The organism is Streptomyces carpinensis (assembly GCF_002154505.1).
Classification (GTDB): Bacteria; Actinomycetota; Actinomycetes; order Streptomycetales; family Streptomycetaceae; genus Streptomyces; species Streptomyces carpinensis.
Window position 1 is genome coordinate 1 of sequence record NZ_MUBM01000270.1, and the last position, 13,241, is coordinate 13,241.

Annotated in this window: 11 protein-coding genes; 7 read left to right on the plus strand and 4 right to left on the minus strand. The window is 69.8% G+C overall.

All coding sequences use genetic code 11. From position 1 onward, the window contains the following. The 4 genes from desA to BZY54_RS32410 all read left to right on the plus strand — a co-directional run. Positions 1-1,276, plus strand: a 1,276-nt coding sequence (desA, locus tag BZY54_RS32395; protein WP_107419879.1) for a lysine decarboxylase DesA, incomplete at its 5' end; no start/stop codon positions are given. Next, the gene (locus BZY54_RS32400; RefSeq protein WP_086728893.1) at positions 1,260-2,537 is read left to right on the plus strand and encodes a lysine N(6)-hydroxylase/L-ornithine N(5)-oxygenase family protein; all 1,278 of its coding nucleotides are present in this window, start codon (positions 1,260-1,262) and stop codon (positions 2,535-2,537) included. The genes desA and BZY54_RS32400, both read left to right, overlap by 17 nt. Then, positions 2,534-3,064, plus strand: coding sequence for a GNAT family N-acetyltransferase (locus tag BZY54_RS32405; protein WP_086728894.1), 531 nt, complete (start codon positions 2,534-2,536; stop codon positions 3,062-3,064). The genes BZY54_RS32400 and BZY54_RS32405 overlap by 4 nt, the downstream gene beginning before the upstream one ends. Continuing rightward, complete coding sequence (locus tag BZY54_RS32410; protein WP_086728895.1) at positions 3,061-4,833, plus strand: IucA/IucC family protein; 1,773 nt, start codon at positions 3,061-3,063, stop codon at positions 4,831-4,833. The genes BZY54_RS32405 and BZY54_RS32410 overlap by 4 nt, the downstream gene beginning before the upstream one ends. 74 nt (positions 4,834-4,907) lie before the next feature. On the opposite strand, the gene BZY54_RS32415 is transcribed toward BZY54_RS32410, so the two are convergent. Further along, a complete protein-coding gene (locus BZY54_RS32415) occupies positions 4,908-6,575 on the minus strand; it encodes a beta-N-acetylhexosaminidase (protein ID WP_086728896.1) in 1,668 nt (555 codons plus the stop codon). 97 nt (positions 6,576-6,672) lie between these two features. Here BZY54_RS32415 and BZY54_RS32420 point away from each other — a divergent pair, with 97 nt between their 5' ends. Next, a complete protein-coding gene (locus tag BZY54_RS32420) occupies positions 6,673-7,605 on the plus strand; it encodes a DUF4429 domain-containing protein (protein ID WP_086728897.1) in 933 nt (310 codons plus the stop codon). A gap of 34 nt (positions 7,606-7,639) precedes the next feature. On the opposite strand, the gene BZY54_RS32425 is transcribed toward BZY54_RS32420, so the two are convergent. Then, positions 7,640-9,226 carry a purple acid phosphatase family protein gene (locus tag BZY54_RS32425; RefSeq protein WP_208640842.1) on the minus strand — a complete coding sequence of 529 codons (1,587 nt, stop codon included), beginning with the start codon at positions 9,224-9,226 and terminating at the stop codon, positions 7,640-7,642. A 165-nt stretch (positions 9,227-9,391) separates the two neighbouring features. Here BZY54_RS32425 and BZY54_RS32430 point away from each other — a divergent pair, with 165 nt between their 5' ends. Beyond that, positions 9,392-9,649, plus strand: coding sequence for a hypothetical protein (locus BZY54_RS32430; RefSeq protein ID WP_086728899.1), 258 nt, complete (start codon positions 9,392-9,394; stop codon positions 9,647-9,649). Between the two features lie 53 nt (positions 9,650-9,702). Next, positions 9,703-11,520 carry a glutamine--fructose-6-phosphate transaminase (isomerizing) gene (gene glmS, locus BZY54_RS32435; RefSeq protein WP_086728900.1) on the plus strand — a complete coding sequence of 606 codons (1,818 nt, stop codon included), beginning with the start codon at positions 9,703-9,705 and terminating at the stop codon, positions 11,518-11,520. A 139-nt stretch (positions 11,521-11,659) separates the two neighbouring features. Here glmS and BZY54_RS32440 read toward each other — a convergent pair whose 3' ends face one another. Both BZY54_RS32440 and BZY54_RS32445 read right to left on the minus strand, forming a co-directional pair. After that, positions 11,660-12,226, minus strand: a complete 567-nt coding sequence (locus tag BZY54_RS32440) for a GPR1/FUN34/YaaH family transporter (protein ID WP_086728901.1) — start codon at positions 12,224-12,226, stop codon at positions 11,660-11,662. Between the two features lie 138 nt (positions 12,227-12,364). After that, on the minus strand, positions 12,365-12,892 hold the full coding sequence (locus tag BZY54_RS32445; RefSeq protein ID WP_086728902.1) for a universal stress protein: 528 nt from the start codon (positions 12,890-12,892) through the stop codon (positions 12,365-12,367). Positions 12,893-13,241 lie beyond the last annotated feature (349 nt).

The window sequence follows — 13,241 nt, forward strand, 5'->3', positions numbered from 1 at the left end:
GCTGCACGACACCACGGCGGTCCTCGACGAGCTGGAGGAGGTCTACCTGCGGGACGCGGTCTACTTCCACCACCCCCGCTACGTCGCCCACCTCAACTGCCCGGTCGTGATCCCGGCGGTCCTCGGCGAGGCCATGCTGTCCGCCGTCAACTCCTCCCTGGACACCTGGGACCAGTCGGCCGGCGGCACCCTGATCGAGCGCAAGCTCATCGACTGGACGGCCGCGCGCGTCGGACTCGGGCCCGCCGCCGACGGCGTGTTCACCTCCGGCGGCACCCAGTCCAACCTCCAGGCACTGCTGCTGGCCCGTGAGGAGGCCAAGACCTCCGACCTCGCGAAACTGCGCGTCTTCACCTCCGAGGTGAGCCACTTCAGCGTCAGGAAGTCCGCGAAACTCCTCGGCCTGGGCCCGGACGCCGTCGTGTCGATCCCCGCCGACCACGACAAGCGCATGCGGACGGTCGCGCTCGCCCATGAGCTGGAGCGCTGCCGCCGAGGCGGCCTGGTCCCGATGGCCGTCGTCGCCACCGCCGGCACCACCGACTTCGGCTCCATCGACCCGCTGCCCGAGACCGCCGAACTGTGCGCCCAGTACGGCACCTGGCTGCACGTCGACGCCGCCTACGGCTGCGGACTGCTCGCCTCCCTGAAGTACCGGGACCGCATCGACGGCATCGAGCACGCCGACTCGGTCACCGTCGACTACCACAAGTCCTTTTTCCAACCCGTGAGTTCGTCCGCGGTTCTGGTCCGGGACACGGCCACCCTGCGGCACGCCACCTACCACGCGGAGTACCTCAACCCCCGCCGCATGGTGCGGGAGCGCATCCCCAACCAGGTGGACAAGTCCCTCCAGACGACCCGCCGCTTCGACGCGCTCAAACTGTGGATGACGCTGCGCGTGATGGGCGCCGACGGTGTCGGCGAGCTCTTCGACCAGGTCTGCGACCTGGCGCGGGAGGGCTGGCGGCTGCTGGTCACCGACCCCCGCTTCGACGTCGTGGTGGAGCCCGCCCTGTCCACGCTCGTCTTCCGCTACATCCCGGCGGCCGTCACCGATCCGGTCGAGATCGACCGCGCCAACCTCCACGCCCGCAAGGCCCTGTTCGCCTCCGGCGACGCCGTGGTCGCGGGCACCAAGGTGGGCGGCCGCCACTACCTGAAGTTCACCCTGCTCAACCCCGAGACCCGGGCGGCCGACCTCGCCGCCGTCCTCGACCTGATCGCCGGCCACGCCGAGCAGTACCTGGGAGAGTTCCTTGACCGCGCGTCCTGAAGCCCCGAACGACCCTTACGACTTCGTGGGGATCGGGCTCGGCCCCTTCAACCTCGGCCTCGCCTGCCTCACGGAGCCGATCACCGAACTCAGCGGCGTCTTCCTGGAGTCCAAGCCCGACTTCGAGTGGCACCCGGGGATGTTCCTCGACGGCGCCCACCTGCAGACCCCGTTCATGTCGGACCTGGTCACGCTGGCCGACCCGACCTCGCCGTACTCCTTCCTGAACTACCTGAAGGAGAAGGGCAGACTGTACTCGTTCTACATCCGTGAGAACTTCTACCCGCTCCGGATCGAGTACGACGACTACTGCCGTTGGGCGGCGGGCAAACTCGGCAGCATCCGGTTCTCCACCACGGTCACCGAGGTGACGTACGAGGACGAGGTGTACGTCGTCCGCACCCGCACCGGCGAGACGTTCCGCGCCCGTCACCTGGTCCTCGGCACCGGCACCCCGCCCCACATCCCGGACGCCTGCCGGGACCTGGGCGGCGACTTCATCCACAACTCGCGCTATCTGCCGCACAAGGCGGAGCTGCAGCGCAAGAAGTCGATCACCCTGGTCGGCAGCGGCCAGTCGGCGGCCGAGATCTACTACGACCTGCTCAGCGAGATCGACGTCCACGGCTACCAGCTGAACTGGGTGACCCGCTCCCCGCGCTTCTTCCCGCTGGAGTACACCAAGCTCACCCTGGAGATGACCTCCCCGGAGTACGTCGACTACTACCACGCGCTCCCGGAAGCCACCCGCTACCGGCTCACGGCCCAGCAGAAGAGCCTGTTCAAGGGCATCGACGGCGACCTCGTCAACGACATCTTCGACCTGCTGTACCAGAAGAACCTCGGCGGCCCGGTCCCGACCCGCCTGCTCACCAACTCGGCCCTCACCGGCGCCCGTCACGAGATGGGCACGTACACCCTGAGCCTGCGCCAGGAGGAGCAGCAGAAGGAGTACGAACTGACCAGCGAGGGCCTGGTCCTGGCCACCGGCTACCGGTACACCGAACCGGAGTTCCTCGGCCCCGTCCGGCACCGCCTGCGGTACGACTCGCACGGCAACCACGACATCGGCCGCAACTACGCCATCGACGTCACGGGCCGGGGCGTCTTCCTCCAGAACGCGGGCGTCCACGCCCACAGCGTCACCAGCCCCGACCTGGGCATGGGCGCGTACCGCAACTCGTACATCATCCGCGAGCTGCTCGGCACGGAGTACTACCCGGTCGAGAAGACGATCGCCTTCCAGGAGTTCGCCGTATGAGCTTCACCATCCGTCCGCTCGACCCCGTCGAGGACGCCGGGCTGCTGCACGGCTGGGTCACCCACCCCAAGGCGACGTTCTGGATGATGCAGGACGCCGGACCCGGGGACGTCGAGCGCGCCTACGGGGAGATCGCGGCCGACGAGTACCACCACGCCTTCCTCGGCCTGGCCGACGGCGAGCCCGCCTTCCTGATGGAGCGCTACGACCCCGCCCACCGCGAACTGGTCGGCCTCTACGAGCCCGAGCCGGGCGACGTCGGCATGCACTTCCTGGTCGCGCCCACCGACACACCCGTGCACGGCTTCACGCGGGGTGTGATCACCGCCGTGCTGCGGCACCTGTTCGAGGACCCGGCCGTGCGCAGGGTCGTGGTCGAGCCGGACGTGCGCAACACGGCCGTGCACGCGCTGAACGAGGCCGTCGGGTTCGTCCCCGAGCGGGAGATCCGGAAGCCGGAGAAGCGGGCACTGCTGAGTTTCTGCACGCGGGAGCGGTTCGCCGCGGCGACGGGGGTGCGCGCGTGACCCTCGCCGACGCCGTGGCCCATCTCTCCCCCGAACGCTGGGAGCGGGCCAACCGCCTCCTGATACGCAAGGCCCTCGCCGAGTTCGCGCACGAGCGGCTGATCACTCCCGAGCAGACCGACGACGGCGGGTACGTCGTCCGCGGCGACGACGGCCGCACCCGCTACCGGTTCACGGCCGCCCGGTACGCCCTCGACCACTGGCAGGTCGACCCGGACTCGATCACCCGCCACCACGACGGCGTCGAACTCCCCCTCGCCGCCCTGGACTTCTTCATCGAGCTGAAGTCGTCCCTCGGTCTGAGCGAGGAGATCCTGCCGGTCTATCTGGAGGAGATCTCCTCCACCCTCTCGAGCACCTGCTACAAGCTCACCAAGCCGCGGATCGCGTCGGCCGAGCTGGCCCGGGGCTCCTTCCAGGACATCGAGACCGGCATGACCGAGGGCCATCCGTGCTTCGTGGCGAACAACGGCCGACTCGGCTTCGGTGTCCACGAGTACCTGTCGTACGCCCCCGAGACCGCGAGCCCCGTCCGGCTGGTGTGGCTGGCCGCGCACCGCTCAAGGGCGGCGTTCACGGCGGGCACCGGCATCGAGTACGAGACGTTCCTGCGGGCGGAGCTGGGCGAGGAGACGGTCCGCCGGTTCCACGGCGTGCTCACCGGCCAGGGCCTCGACCCGGCCGACTACCTCCTCATCCCCGTCCATCCGTGGCAGTGGTGGAACAAGCTCGCCGTCACCTTCGCCGCCGAGGTCGCCCGCCGGCACCTGGTCTGCCTGGGCGAGGGCGGCGACGAGTACCTGGCGCAGCAGTCCGTGCGGACGTTCTTCAACTCCTCCCACCCGGAGAAGCACTATGTGAAGACCGCCCTGTCGGTCCTCAACATGGGGTTCATGCGGGGGCTGTCCGCCGCCTACATGGAGGCCACCCCGGCGATCAACGACTGGCTGGCCCGGCTCGTCGAGGGCGACCCGGTGCTGAAGTCCACGGGCCTGACGATCATCCGGGAGCGTGCGGCGGTCGGCTACCGCCACCTGGAGTACGAGGCGGCGACGGACCGGTACTCGCCGTACCGGAAGATGCTGGCCGCGCTGTGGCGGGAGAGCCCTGTGCCCTGCCTGCGAAGCGGCGAGACCCCGGCGACCATGGCCTCGCTCCTCCACGTGGACCACGAGGGCGCCACCTTCGCCGGCGCGCTGATCGAACGCTCCGGGCTGTCGCCGGCCGAGTGGCTGCGCCACTACCTGCGCGCCTACCTCACCCCGCTCCTGCACAGCTTCTACGCCTACGACCTGGCCTTCATGCCGCACGGCGAGAACGTCATCCTCGTGCTGCGGGACGGCGTGGTGCAGCGGGCGGTCTTCAAGGACATCGCCGAGGAGATCGCGGTGATGGACCCGGACGCGGTGCTGCCGCCGGAGGTGGGCCGGGTCCGGGTCCGGGTCCCGGAGGACCACAAGCTCCTGTCGATCTTCACGGACGTCTTCGACTGCTTCTTCCGCTTCCTGGCCGCCCACCTGGCCACCGAGGGGATCCTGGAGGAGGACGGCTTCTGGAGGACGGTCGCCGAGGTCGTGCGCGAGTACCAGGAGTCGGTGCCCGAGCTCGCCGACAGGTTCCGGCAGTACGACCTGTTCGCCCCCGAGTTCCCGCTGTCCTGCCTCAACCGGCTCCAGCTGCGCGACAACCGGCAGATGGTTGACCTGGCCGATCCGTCGGGCGCGCTGCAGCTGGTGGGCACCCTGCCCAACCCCCTCGCGGGGCGGTAGCCCCGGCACGGCACGAAGACGGGCGGGCGCCCCGGAGTACGGTCCTCCGGGGCGCCCGTCGGTGTCCGCGAGGGCTAGTCAGTGGTCCAGGGCACCTGCGGCGACCGGTAGTAGCCGATCCCCAGGGCGTCCCAGCGGGGCGCCTGCGCGGCGAGCCGCACCTTGTAGGTGTTCCAGTCGTGCGTGGCCGCGGGCGACCAGCCCAGCTCGGCGGCGCCGGGCAGCCGGGGGAAGGCCATGTAGTCGATCTGAGTGGAATTGCTGAGGGTCTCCGACCACAGCGGGGCCTCGACCCCCCGCACCGCGGAGGCGGGGGCGCCCGGCAGATAGCTGCCCGGGTCCCAGTCGTAGGAGCGCTGGACCTCGACGTAGCCTGCCCAGGCCAGCCCCAGCGGGGTGTCCTTGGTGTACTTCATGTCGAGGTAGACGCGGTCGGCCGGGGACAGGATCAGCCCGGTGCCGTTCTGCGCGGCCTGGGCGACCTGCGCCTTCTCGGCGGCGCCGGTGGAGTCCAGGCCCCAGTACTGGGCGATGGCGCCCTTGGCCGGGGTGGCGCCGGTCAGCTGGTGCCAGCCGATGACCGTCTTGCCGTACTTGGCGACGATCGGCTGCACGCGGTCCATGAACTTCACGTAGTCCTCACGGCTCGTGGAGTGCGCCTCGTCGCCGCCGATGTGCAGATAGCGGCCCGGGGTCATGGCGGCCAGCTCGCGGATCACGTCGTCGACGAAGTCGTACGTGACCTCCTTGCCCACGCACAGCGAGCTGAAGCCGACGTTGGTGCCGGTGTAGAGCGGGGGCGCCACGCCGTCGCAGTTCAGGTCGGCGTAGGAGGCGAGGGCGGCGTTGGTGTGGCTGGGCATGTCGATCTCCGGCACGACCTCCAGGTAGCGGGAGGCGGCGTAGCGGACGATCTCCTTGTAGTCGGCCTTGGTGTAGTAGCCGCCCTGGCCGCCGCCGACCTGGGTGGAGCCGCCGTAGGTCGCCAGACGCGGCCAGGAGTCGATGGCGATGCGCCAGCCCTGGTCGTCGCTGAGGTGCAGGTGAAGCTCGTTGATCTTGTACAGGGCGAGCTCGTCGATGTAGCGCTTGACCTGGTCGACGGTGAAGAAGTGACGGGAGACGTCGAGCATGGCGCCGCGGTAGGCGTAGCGCGGGCTGTCCTGGACGGTGCCGCCCCCGACCAGCCAGGGACCGGGCTGCACCGACTTCTTCTCGACGGCGGCGGGCAGCAGCTGACGCAGCGTCTGCACGCCGTGGAAGAGGCCGGCCGGTTCACGGGCCGTGATCGTCACGCCGCCGGCACCGCTGTCGAGGCGGTAGCCCTCGGCGCCGAACGGGCCCTTCTCCAGGCGCAGGCGGATGCCGGCCGCGCCCTGCGTGGTCACCGGCAGCCGGTAGCCGGTCGAGGGCCGCAGGACGTCGGCCAGGTACGCGCCGACCCGGCGGGCCTCCCGGCCGCCGTCGACGCGGATGCGGGTGCCGGACGTGATGCGGTACGCGGGTCCGCCCGCCTTGACGGACGCTGGTGCGGGGATCACCTGGCTGAGCGGTTGCGCGGCCCGGGCCTGCCCACCGGATACTTGTTCGGCGGACGCCTGTTCGGCTGGTGCGGCGCCGACGGCGAAGGCCCCGGCCGCCGTCACGAGCAGCAGCGAGCCCAGGACGCGGGTCACCCGGGTGGTTCTGGCCGTACGGGGGGTACAGGTCGGAGGGGGAGTCGTGCTGTGGTGCCGTCTCACATGCGCTCCCTTCACACACGGATGGGGACCTTGGAACTCTATGGGCCCCTACGGGTATAGACCACTGCTCTCACAGAACCGGTGAAACAATCACCCCATGGCGGAAATCATCCAGAAGGACGGCACCTGGGCGTTCGACGGCGACGCCCTGCGGCTGACTCCGGGACGGGACCGCAACGTCAGTCTGCTCCGCCGGACCCTGGGTGAACTCACCGTCCCCCTGGAGGCCCTGGCGGGGATCTCCTTCGAGCAGGGCAAGAGGGCGGGGCGGCTCAGGCTGCGGCTGCGCGAGGGCGCCGACCCGCTGCTGCACGCGACCGGCGGCCGGCTGACCGAACCCAACGACCCTTACCAGCTGCTCGTGGAGTCCGACCGTTACGGCGTCGCCGAGTACTTCGTGGACGAGGTGCGCGGCGCCCTGCAACTGGAGGAGGTTTCCTCCGATCCGGTGACGGAGTACCTGCTGCCCGGGCCGCACGTGCCGGTGTCGGTGTCCGCCGGGGACGGCACGGCGAGCTTCGACGGCGAGCACGTCCGGCTGGAGTGGAACTGGAAGACGGAGGACGCCAAGGCCGCCGCCGGGGCCCGCACTCTCGCGCTCGCGGACATCACCGCCGTGGAGTGGCTGCCCGCCGCCGGACTGGAGAACGGCTGTCTGCGCCTGACCGTCACGGGCTCCCCCGGCAAGACCCCGCCCAAGTACGACCCGAACGCCGTGGAGCTGTGGGGGTTCAAGAAGGACCCGCTGATGGCGCTGGTCGCGGCGGCGGTGCAGGCCCGGCTGCCGCACCCGTCGGCCCCTGCCGCCGGGGCCGCACGGCTGCGGGCGGCGGGCCCCGAGGCCATACTGGAGGCGCAGCTGCCGGGTGCCGCTCAGGCCGCGGTTCCCGAGCAGCGCGTGCCCGCCGTCGAGGACGCGCACGACGCGCTGCTGCGGCGGCTGCGCGAGCTGGGAGAGCTGCACCGCACCGGGGTACTCACCGACGAGGAGTTCAGCATGGCCAAGCAGGCGGTCCTCAAACGCATGTGAGAGCCGGTTCGAGGGCCGCCTGCCGGCCCGAGGGCTACTTCGCCCGGCGCGCCACCGTGAAGTGGTCGACCTGCTCACCGGTCTCCGCGATGCCGCGCACCGTCAGCGTGGCGTAGCGGCCCTTGGCTGCCGGGGTGACGTCCACGCGCAGGAACGAGTAGTCCAGGTAGCGCACGCGCGACCAGGCGACGGTCTCCTTCTGCCGGGCGCCGTCCGCGAGGCACACGAAGGAGGAGACGGACTCGTTGTCCTTCTCGTGACCCTCGTAGGACTGGTCGGCGCTGAACGCGTACAGGCTTCGGCCGGCCGCTCCCGCGGTGACGTAGACCACGCCGTCGGTCTCCGGGTAGGCGGTGCCGCCGATCGGCAGCTTCTTGGTGACCTGGTCGCCCTTGAGGACGTCGGTGCGCTCGTAGACGTGGTTGTGGCCGTTGATGACCAGGTCCACGGTGTACTTCTCGAACAGCGGCACCCACTCCTTTCGCACGCCCCCCTCCGAGGCGTGCGCGGTGGAGGTGCAGTAGGCGCAGTGGTGGAAGAAGACGACGACGAAGTCGACGTCCTTGCTCGCCCGGAACTTCTTCAGCTGGGCTTCCAGCCACTTGGTCTGCGTGCCGCCGGAGAGGCCGAGGTTGGCCGGGATCTCGAAGGAGACGTCGTTGGCGTCGAGCGAGATGACGGCGGTGTTGCCGTAGACGAAGGAGTAGACGCCCGGAAGGTTCCTGGAGTCGGGGCCGTTGTCCGGGAGGGTCCAGCGGGCCTCCTCGCCGCCGTAGCCGTTGGGCGAGTACCAGGCCTCCATGTCGTGGTTGCCGTAACTGACCATCCACGGGACCTGCTTGGCGACGGACTCGGTCTGGTACAGGAACTGGTCCCACACGCGGGAGTCGAAGCCCGTGTCGTCGGTCCTGCCCTGGCCGGCCGGGTCGCCGTAGGCGATGTCGCCGGCGTGCAGGTGGAAGGCCGGGTCCTGGCCGAGGATCAGGGCGTCGTTGGCCAGGCCGTGGTAGCTGACGCCCTGGTCGCCGAAGGCGGTGAAGGTGAACGGCGCCTTCTGCGCGGGGGCGGTGGTGAAGGTGCCGAGGGTGCCCAGCAGGTGGCGCTCGGCCGGGTCGAAGCCCTGGTGGCCGACGCCGTAGTAGTAGGTCTGGCCCGGGCGCAGGTGGGTGAGCTTGGCGTGCAGGTAGTACTGGGTGCGGTCGCCGCTCGCGCCGACACCGGCCGGGGTGTACAGGGTGCGGACCTCGGCGGGGATCTTCCGGGAGAGGTCCCAGGGGTGGGCGCCGACGCGGACGAACGGCTTCTTGACGGCGACCGGGACCTGCCAGGAGACGGTGATCTCGGTGCGCGGGTCGTTGCCGTAGGTGAGGTGACGGCCGAAGGGGGCGACGAGGGCGCCGTCGACGGCCTCGGCCGGGGAGGCGGTGGCCGTGGTGGAGGCGGTGCGCTGTGCCGGAACCGCGGCCTGGGCGGTGGTACCCGTCACGAACGCGCCACCCGCGACGGCGCCCAGGGTGACCGCGCCGCCTCTGATCATCGTGCGCCGGGAGAATCGGGAGCGCAGGTACTCGTGCTGCTCGGCCATGCTCATGCGCTCGGCCAGCTTCTCGGGTACGCCCATGCGAGGAATGTCCATGGCGTCTGAAAATGCTTCACCAGCGCGACACGACGCGGGACGCCGGATGGACAGTGCGCGAACAGCGTTTCACCAGTACCTTAACAGGGGTCTGCCCGAAATCGGGCAAGATTCTTGCGAAAGCACCTCCGGTACTCCAGGATCTACCGGGTGCACGACGAACTCGTTGATCATCTGACGCGCTCCACGCCCCTGAACCGGGGCGAGGCGCTGCGGGTGGTCCAGGACGTGCTCGCCTACTTCGACGAGACGACCGAGGAGTTCGTCCGCCGCCGCCACCGCGAACTGCAGGCCCAGGGCCTGGTGAACGTCGAGATCTTCGAACGGATCGGGACGGAACTGAAGTACCGCGCGGTGGCACCGCCGGAGCTCTCGCTCCGGCAGCTGCGGCGGATCGTCTACGGCTGACCATCGCCGCGAGAGCCGACAGCGGCATCAACTCGGGGACAAAAGGGACTTATATGTGCGGAATCGTCGGATACATCGGCAAGCGTGACGTCGCCCCGCTGCTCCTGGAGGGCCTGCAGCGCCTGGAGTACCGCGGCTACGACTCGGCGGGCATCGTCGTCTCCTCGCCGAAGACGGCCGGCCTGAAGATGGTCAAGGCCAAGGGCCGGGTCCGCGACCTGGAGGCGAAGGTACCGGCGCGTTTCAAGGGCACCACCGGCATCGCCCACACCCGCTGGGCCACCCACGGCGCCCCGTCCGACGTGAACGCCCACCCGCACATGTCGGCCGACGACAAGGTCGCCGTCGTGCACAACGGCATCATCGACAACGCCGCCGACCTGCGCCGCAAGCTGGAGGCGGACGGCGTGGAGTTCCTCTCCGAGACCGACACCGAGGTGCTCACCCACCTCATCGCCCGCTCCGAGGCCGAGACGCTGGAGGAGAAGGTCCGCGCCGCCCTCCACCTGGTCGAGGGGACGTACGGGATCGCGGTCATGCACGCCGACTTCCCCGACCGCATCGTGGTGGCCCGCAACGGCTCCCCGGTCGTGCTCGGCATCGGCGAGAAGGAGATGTTCGTCGCCTCCGACATCGCCGCGCTGGTCACCCACACCCGGCAGATAGTCACCCTCGACGACGGCGAGATGGCCACCCTCAAGGCCGACGACTTCCGTACGTACACCACCGAGGGCACCCGGACGACCGCCGAGCCGACCACCGTGGAGTGGGAGGCCGCCTCGTACGACATGGGCGGCCACGACACCTACATGCACAAGGAGATCCACGAGCAGGCCGAGGCCGTGGACCGGGTGCTGCGCGGCCGGATCGACGACCGGTTCGCCACCGTTCACCTGGGCGGCATCAACCTCGACGCCCGCGAGGCGCGCGCGGTGCGCCGGGTCAAGATCCTCGGCTGCGGCACCTCCTACCACGCGGGCATGATCGGCGCCCAGATGATCGAGGAGCTGGCCCGCATCCCCGCCGACGCCGAGCCGGCCTCCGAATTCCGGTACCGCAACGCGGTCGTGGACCCCGACACGCTGTACATCGCGGTCTCCCAGTCCGGTGAGACGTACGACGTGCTGGCGGCCGTGCAGGAGCTCAAGCGCAAGGGCGCCCGGGTGCTCGGGGTCGTGAACGTGGTCGGTTCGGCGATCGCCCGCGAGGCGGACGGCGGCATCTACGTGCACGCCGGACCCGAGGTCTGCGTGGTCTCCACCAAGTGCTTCACCAACACGACCGTGGCCTTCGCGCTCCTCGCGCTGCACCTCGGCCGGATCCGCGACCTGTCGGTGCGCGACGGCAAGCGGATCATCGAGGGGCTGCGCAGGCTGCCGGCGCAGATCTCCGAGATCATGAAGCAGGAGGAGGAGATCAAGGAGCTGGCGAAGAGCTACGCCGACGCCCGCTCGATGCTCTTCATCGGCCGCGTCCGGGGCTACCCGGTGGCCCGTGAGGCCTCCCTGAAGCTCAAGGAGGTCTCCTACATCCACGCCGAGGCCTACCCGGCCTCCGAGCTCAAGCACGGTCCGCTGGCGCTGATCGAGTCCGCGCTGCCGACGGTGGCGATCGTGCCGGACGACGACCTGCTGGAGAAGAACCGCGCGGCCATGGAGGAGATCAAGGCCCGCAGCGGCAAGATCCTCGCCGTCGCCCACCAGGAGCAGGAGAAGGCCGACCAGACGATCGTCGTGCCCAAGAACGAGGACGAGCTGGACCCGATCCTCATGGGCATCCCGCTGCAACTCCTCTCCTACCACACGGCGTTGGCGCTGGGCCGGGACATCGACAAGCCGCGGAACCTGGCGAAGTCCGTGACGGTGGAGTAGACACCGCCCCCCCCGGCCGCCGCTGCCGGCCGGATGCGCCGAACACGGCCGGATGTGAACGACCCCCTGTGTGCCACCCGCACAGGGGGTCGCTCTCTTCAGGGGCCGGGGCCCGCCCAGACTCCCGGCCCGGCGGCGCTCAGCCGGTGGCCGTCACACCCCGGCCGGCGGCGCGTCGCGGAAGGACCGTGGGCCAGTGGGCGAGGGCCGCGGTCGCCGCGTACCAGGCCACGGCCCCAGCCGCCACGGCGAACCAGCCACCCACCTTCGCCAGGCTGGAGTTGTCGGCGAAGCGTGCGACGGCGAGCAGGAGCAGGGAGACGAAGAACAGCCCGTAGGTGGCCTGGGTGAGCTGGTCGCCGCCCGCGAGGGTGAGCGAGAGGACGACGGCGGCGAACAGGGCCAGGAAGAGGCCCGAGCCGTTGGCCGAGATCTGGTTGCCGGCCGAGAGCGCCCAGGTGAACCACAGGGCTCCGAGGGCGGTGAAGGCCGTGCCGGAGGCGTTGTCGTGGTCGCGGAACGCCAGCAGCCCGACGAGGAACAGGGCTACGCCGCCGACATAGTGAGCGATGGTCACGGCGTCGTCCGCCGTCACGGAGTGGACGACCCTCGTGTACCCGAGGCCGAACGCCAACAAGGTGACGAACAGGGCGAGTCGGCCGGCGATCGTGGTGGTGGTGCTTCCCGCAGAGACGTCATTGGCCACGGCGGGCTCCCTTCATGCCTGTGCAGTTGTGCGGTGACCGATACATGCCCTTCACAAGGGCACAAACACCTTCTACGCGCGAGTAGCTTGGGCGGTCGGCACACCGATGTGCCAGGTCACGAAAGGGATTTGGGGAAGTTACGGGATGACAACGACCGGCCGCTGGGCCCGCTTGGCGAGCCGGCCGGCGACCGAGCCGAAGAGGCGTCCCACGATGCCGTGCGAGGAGCCGACCACGATCGCGTCCGCCTCGTACTCCTTGCCGACCTCTTCGAGTTCGTGGCAGATGTCACCGCCGCGCTCGACCAGGATCCAGGGCACCTCGGCGAGGTAGTCCGCGCACGCGAGCTCCAGGCCGAGGACTTCGGTGCGGTGGTCGGGGACGTCCACGAAGACCGGGGGCTCGCAGCCCGCCCACACCGTGGTGGGCAGCCGGTTGGCCACGTGCACGATGATCAGCCCGGACCGGGTGCGGTGGGCCATCCCGATCGCGTAGGCGAGGGCGCGCTCACTGGAGTTCGACCCGTCGAAGCCGACGACTACGCCGTGCTTGAACGCCGGATCGCAGGGATGGCGTGATTCTTGCGCCGCCTGGGGATCGGCCGCCGTGGGATCGGCGACCGGCCGCTTGCGGTCCGCGGGTTCGAAGAATTCGTGACCGGCCATGGCTGTCTCGGCGATGTGATCCTTTGTCGGGGACGACAGTCTGTGGCGAAAGCTGTGTCCGGGAATCGTCTTCCCGTCCCCATACCCCCAAGGGTACGGCGGCACTCCTCCTTAGCCCAGATCCCGCGCACTCTCCGTGGCGGTTCCCCGGAGCATGCACGACGGGCGCCCGCGACGCAATGGTTCCTGCCCCGTACAGGCGGTTTGCACAGGATTCGCTTACCGTGACCGGACGATCGCCCGGCGAACGCGGCCCTCCGGGAGGCTGTACAGGCGGCGGTGGACACCGGGTTCAACGCGTGTTCGATCAGTCGGTCACTGTGCGGTGTCCACCGCCGCCTGTACAGCC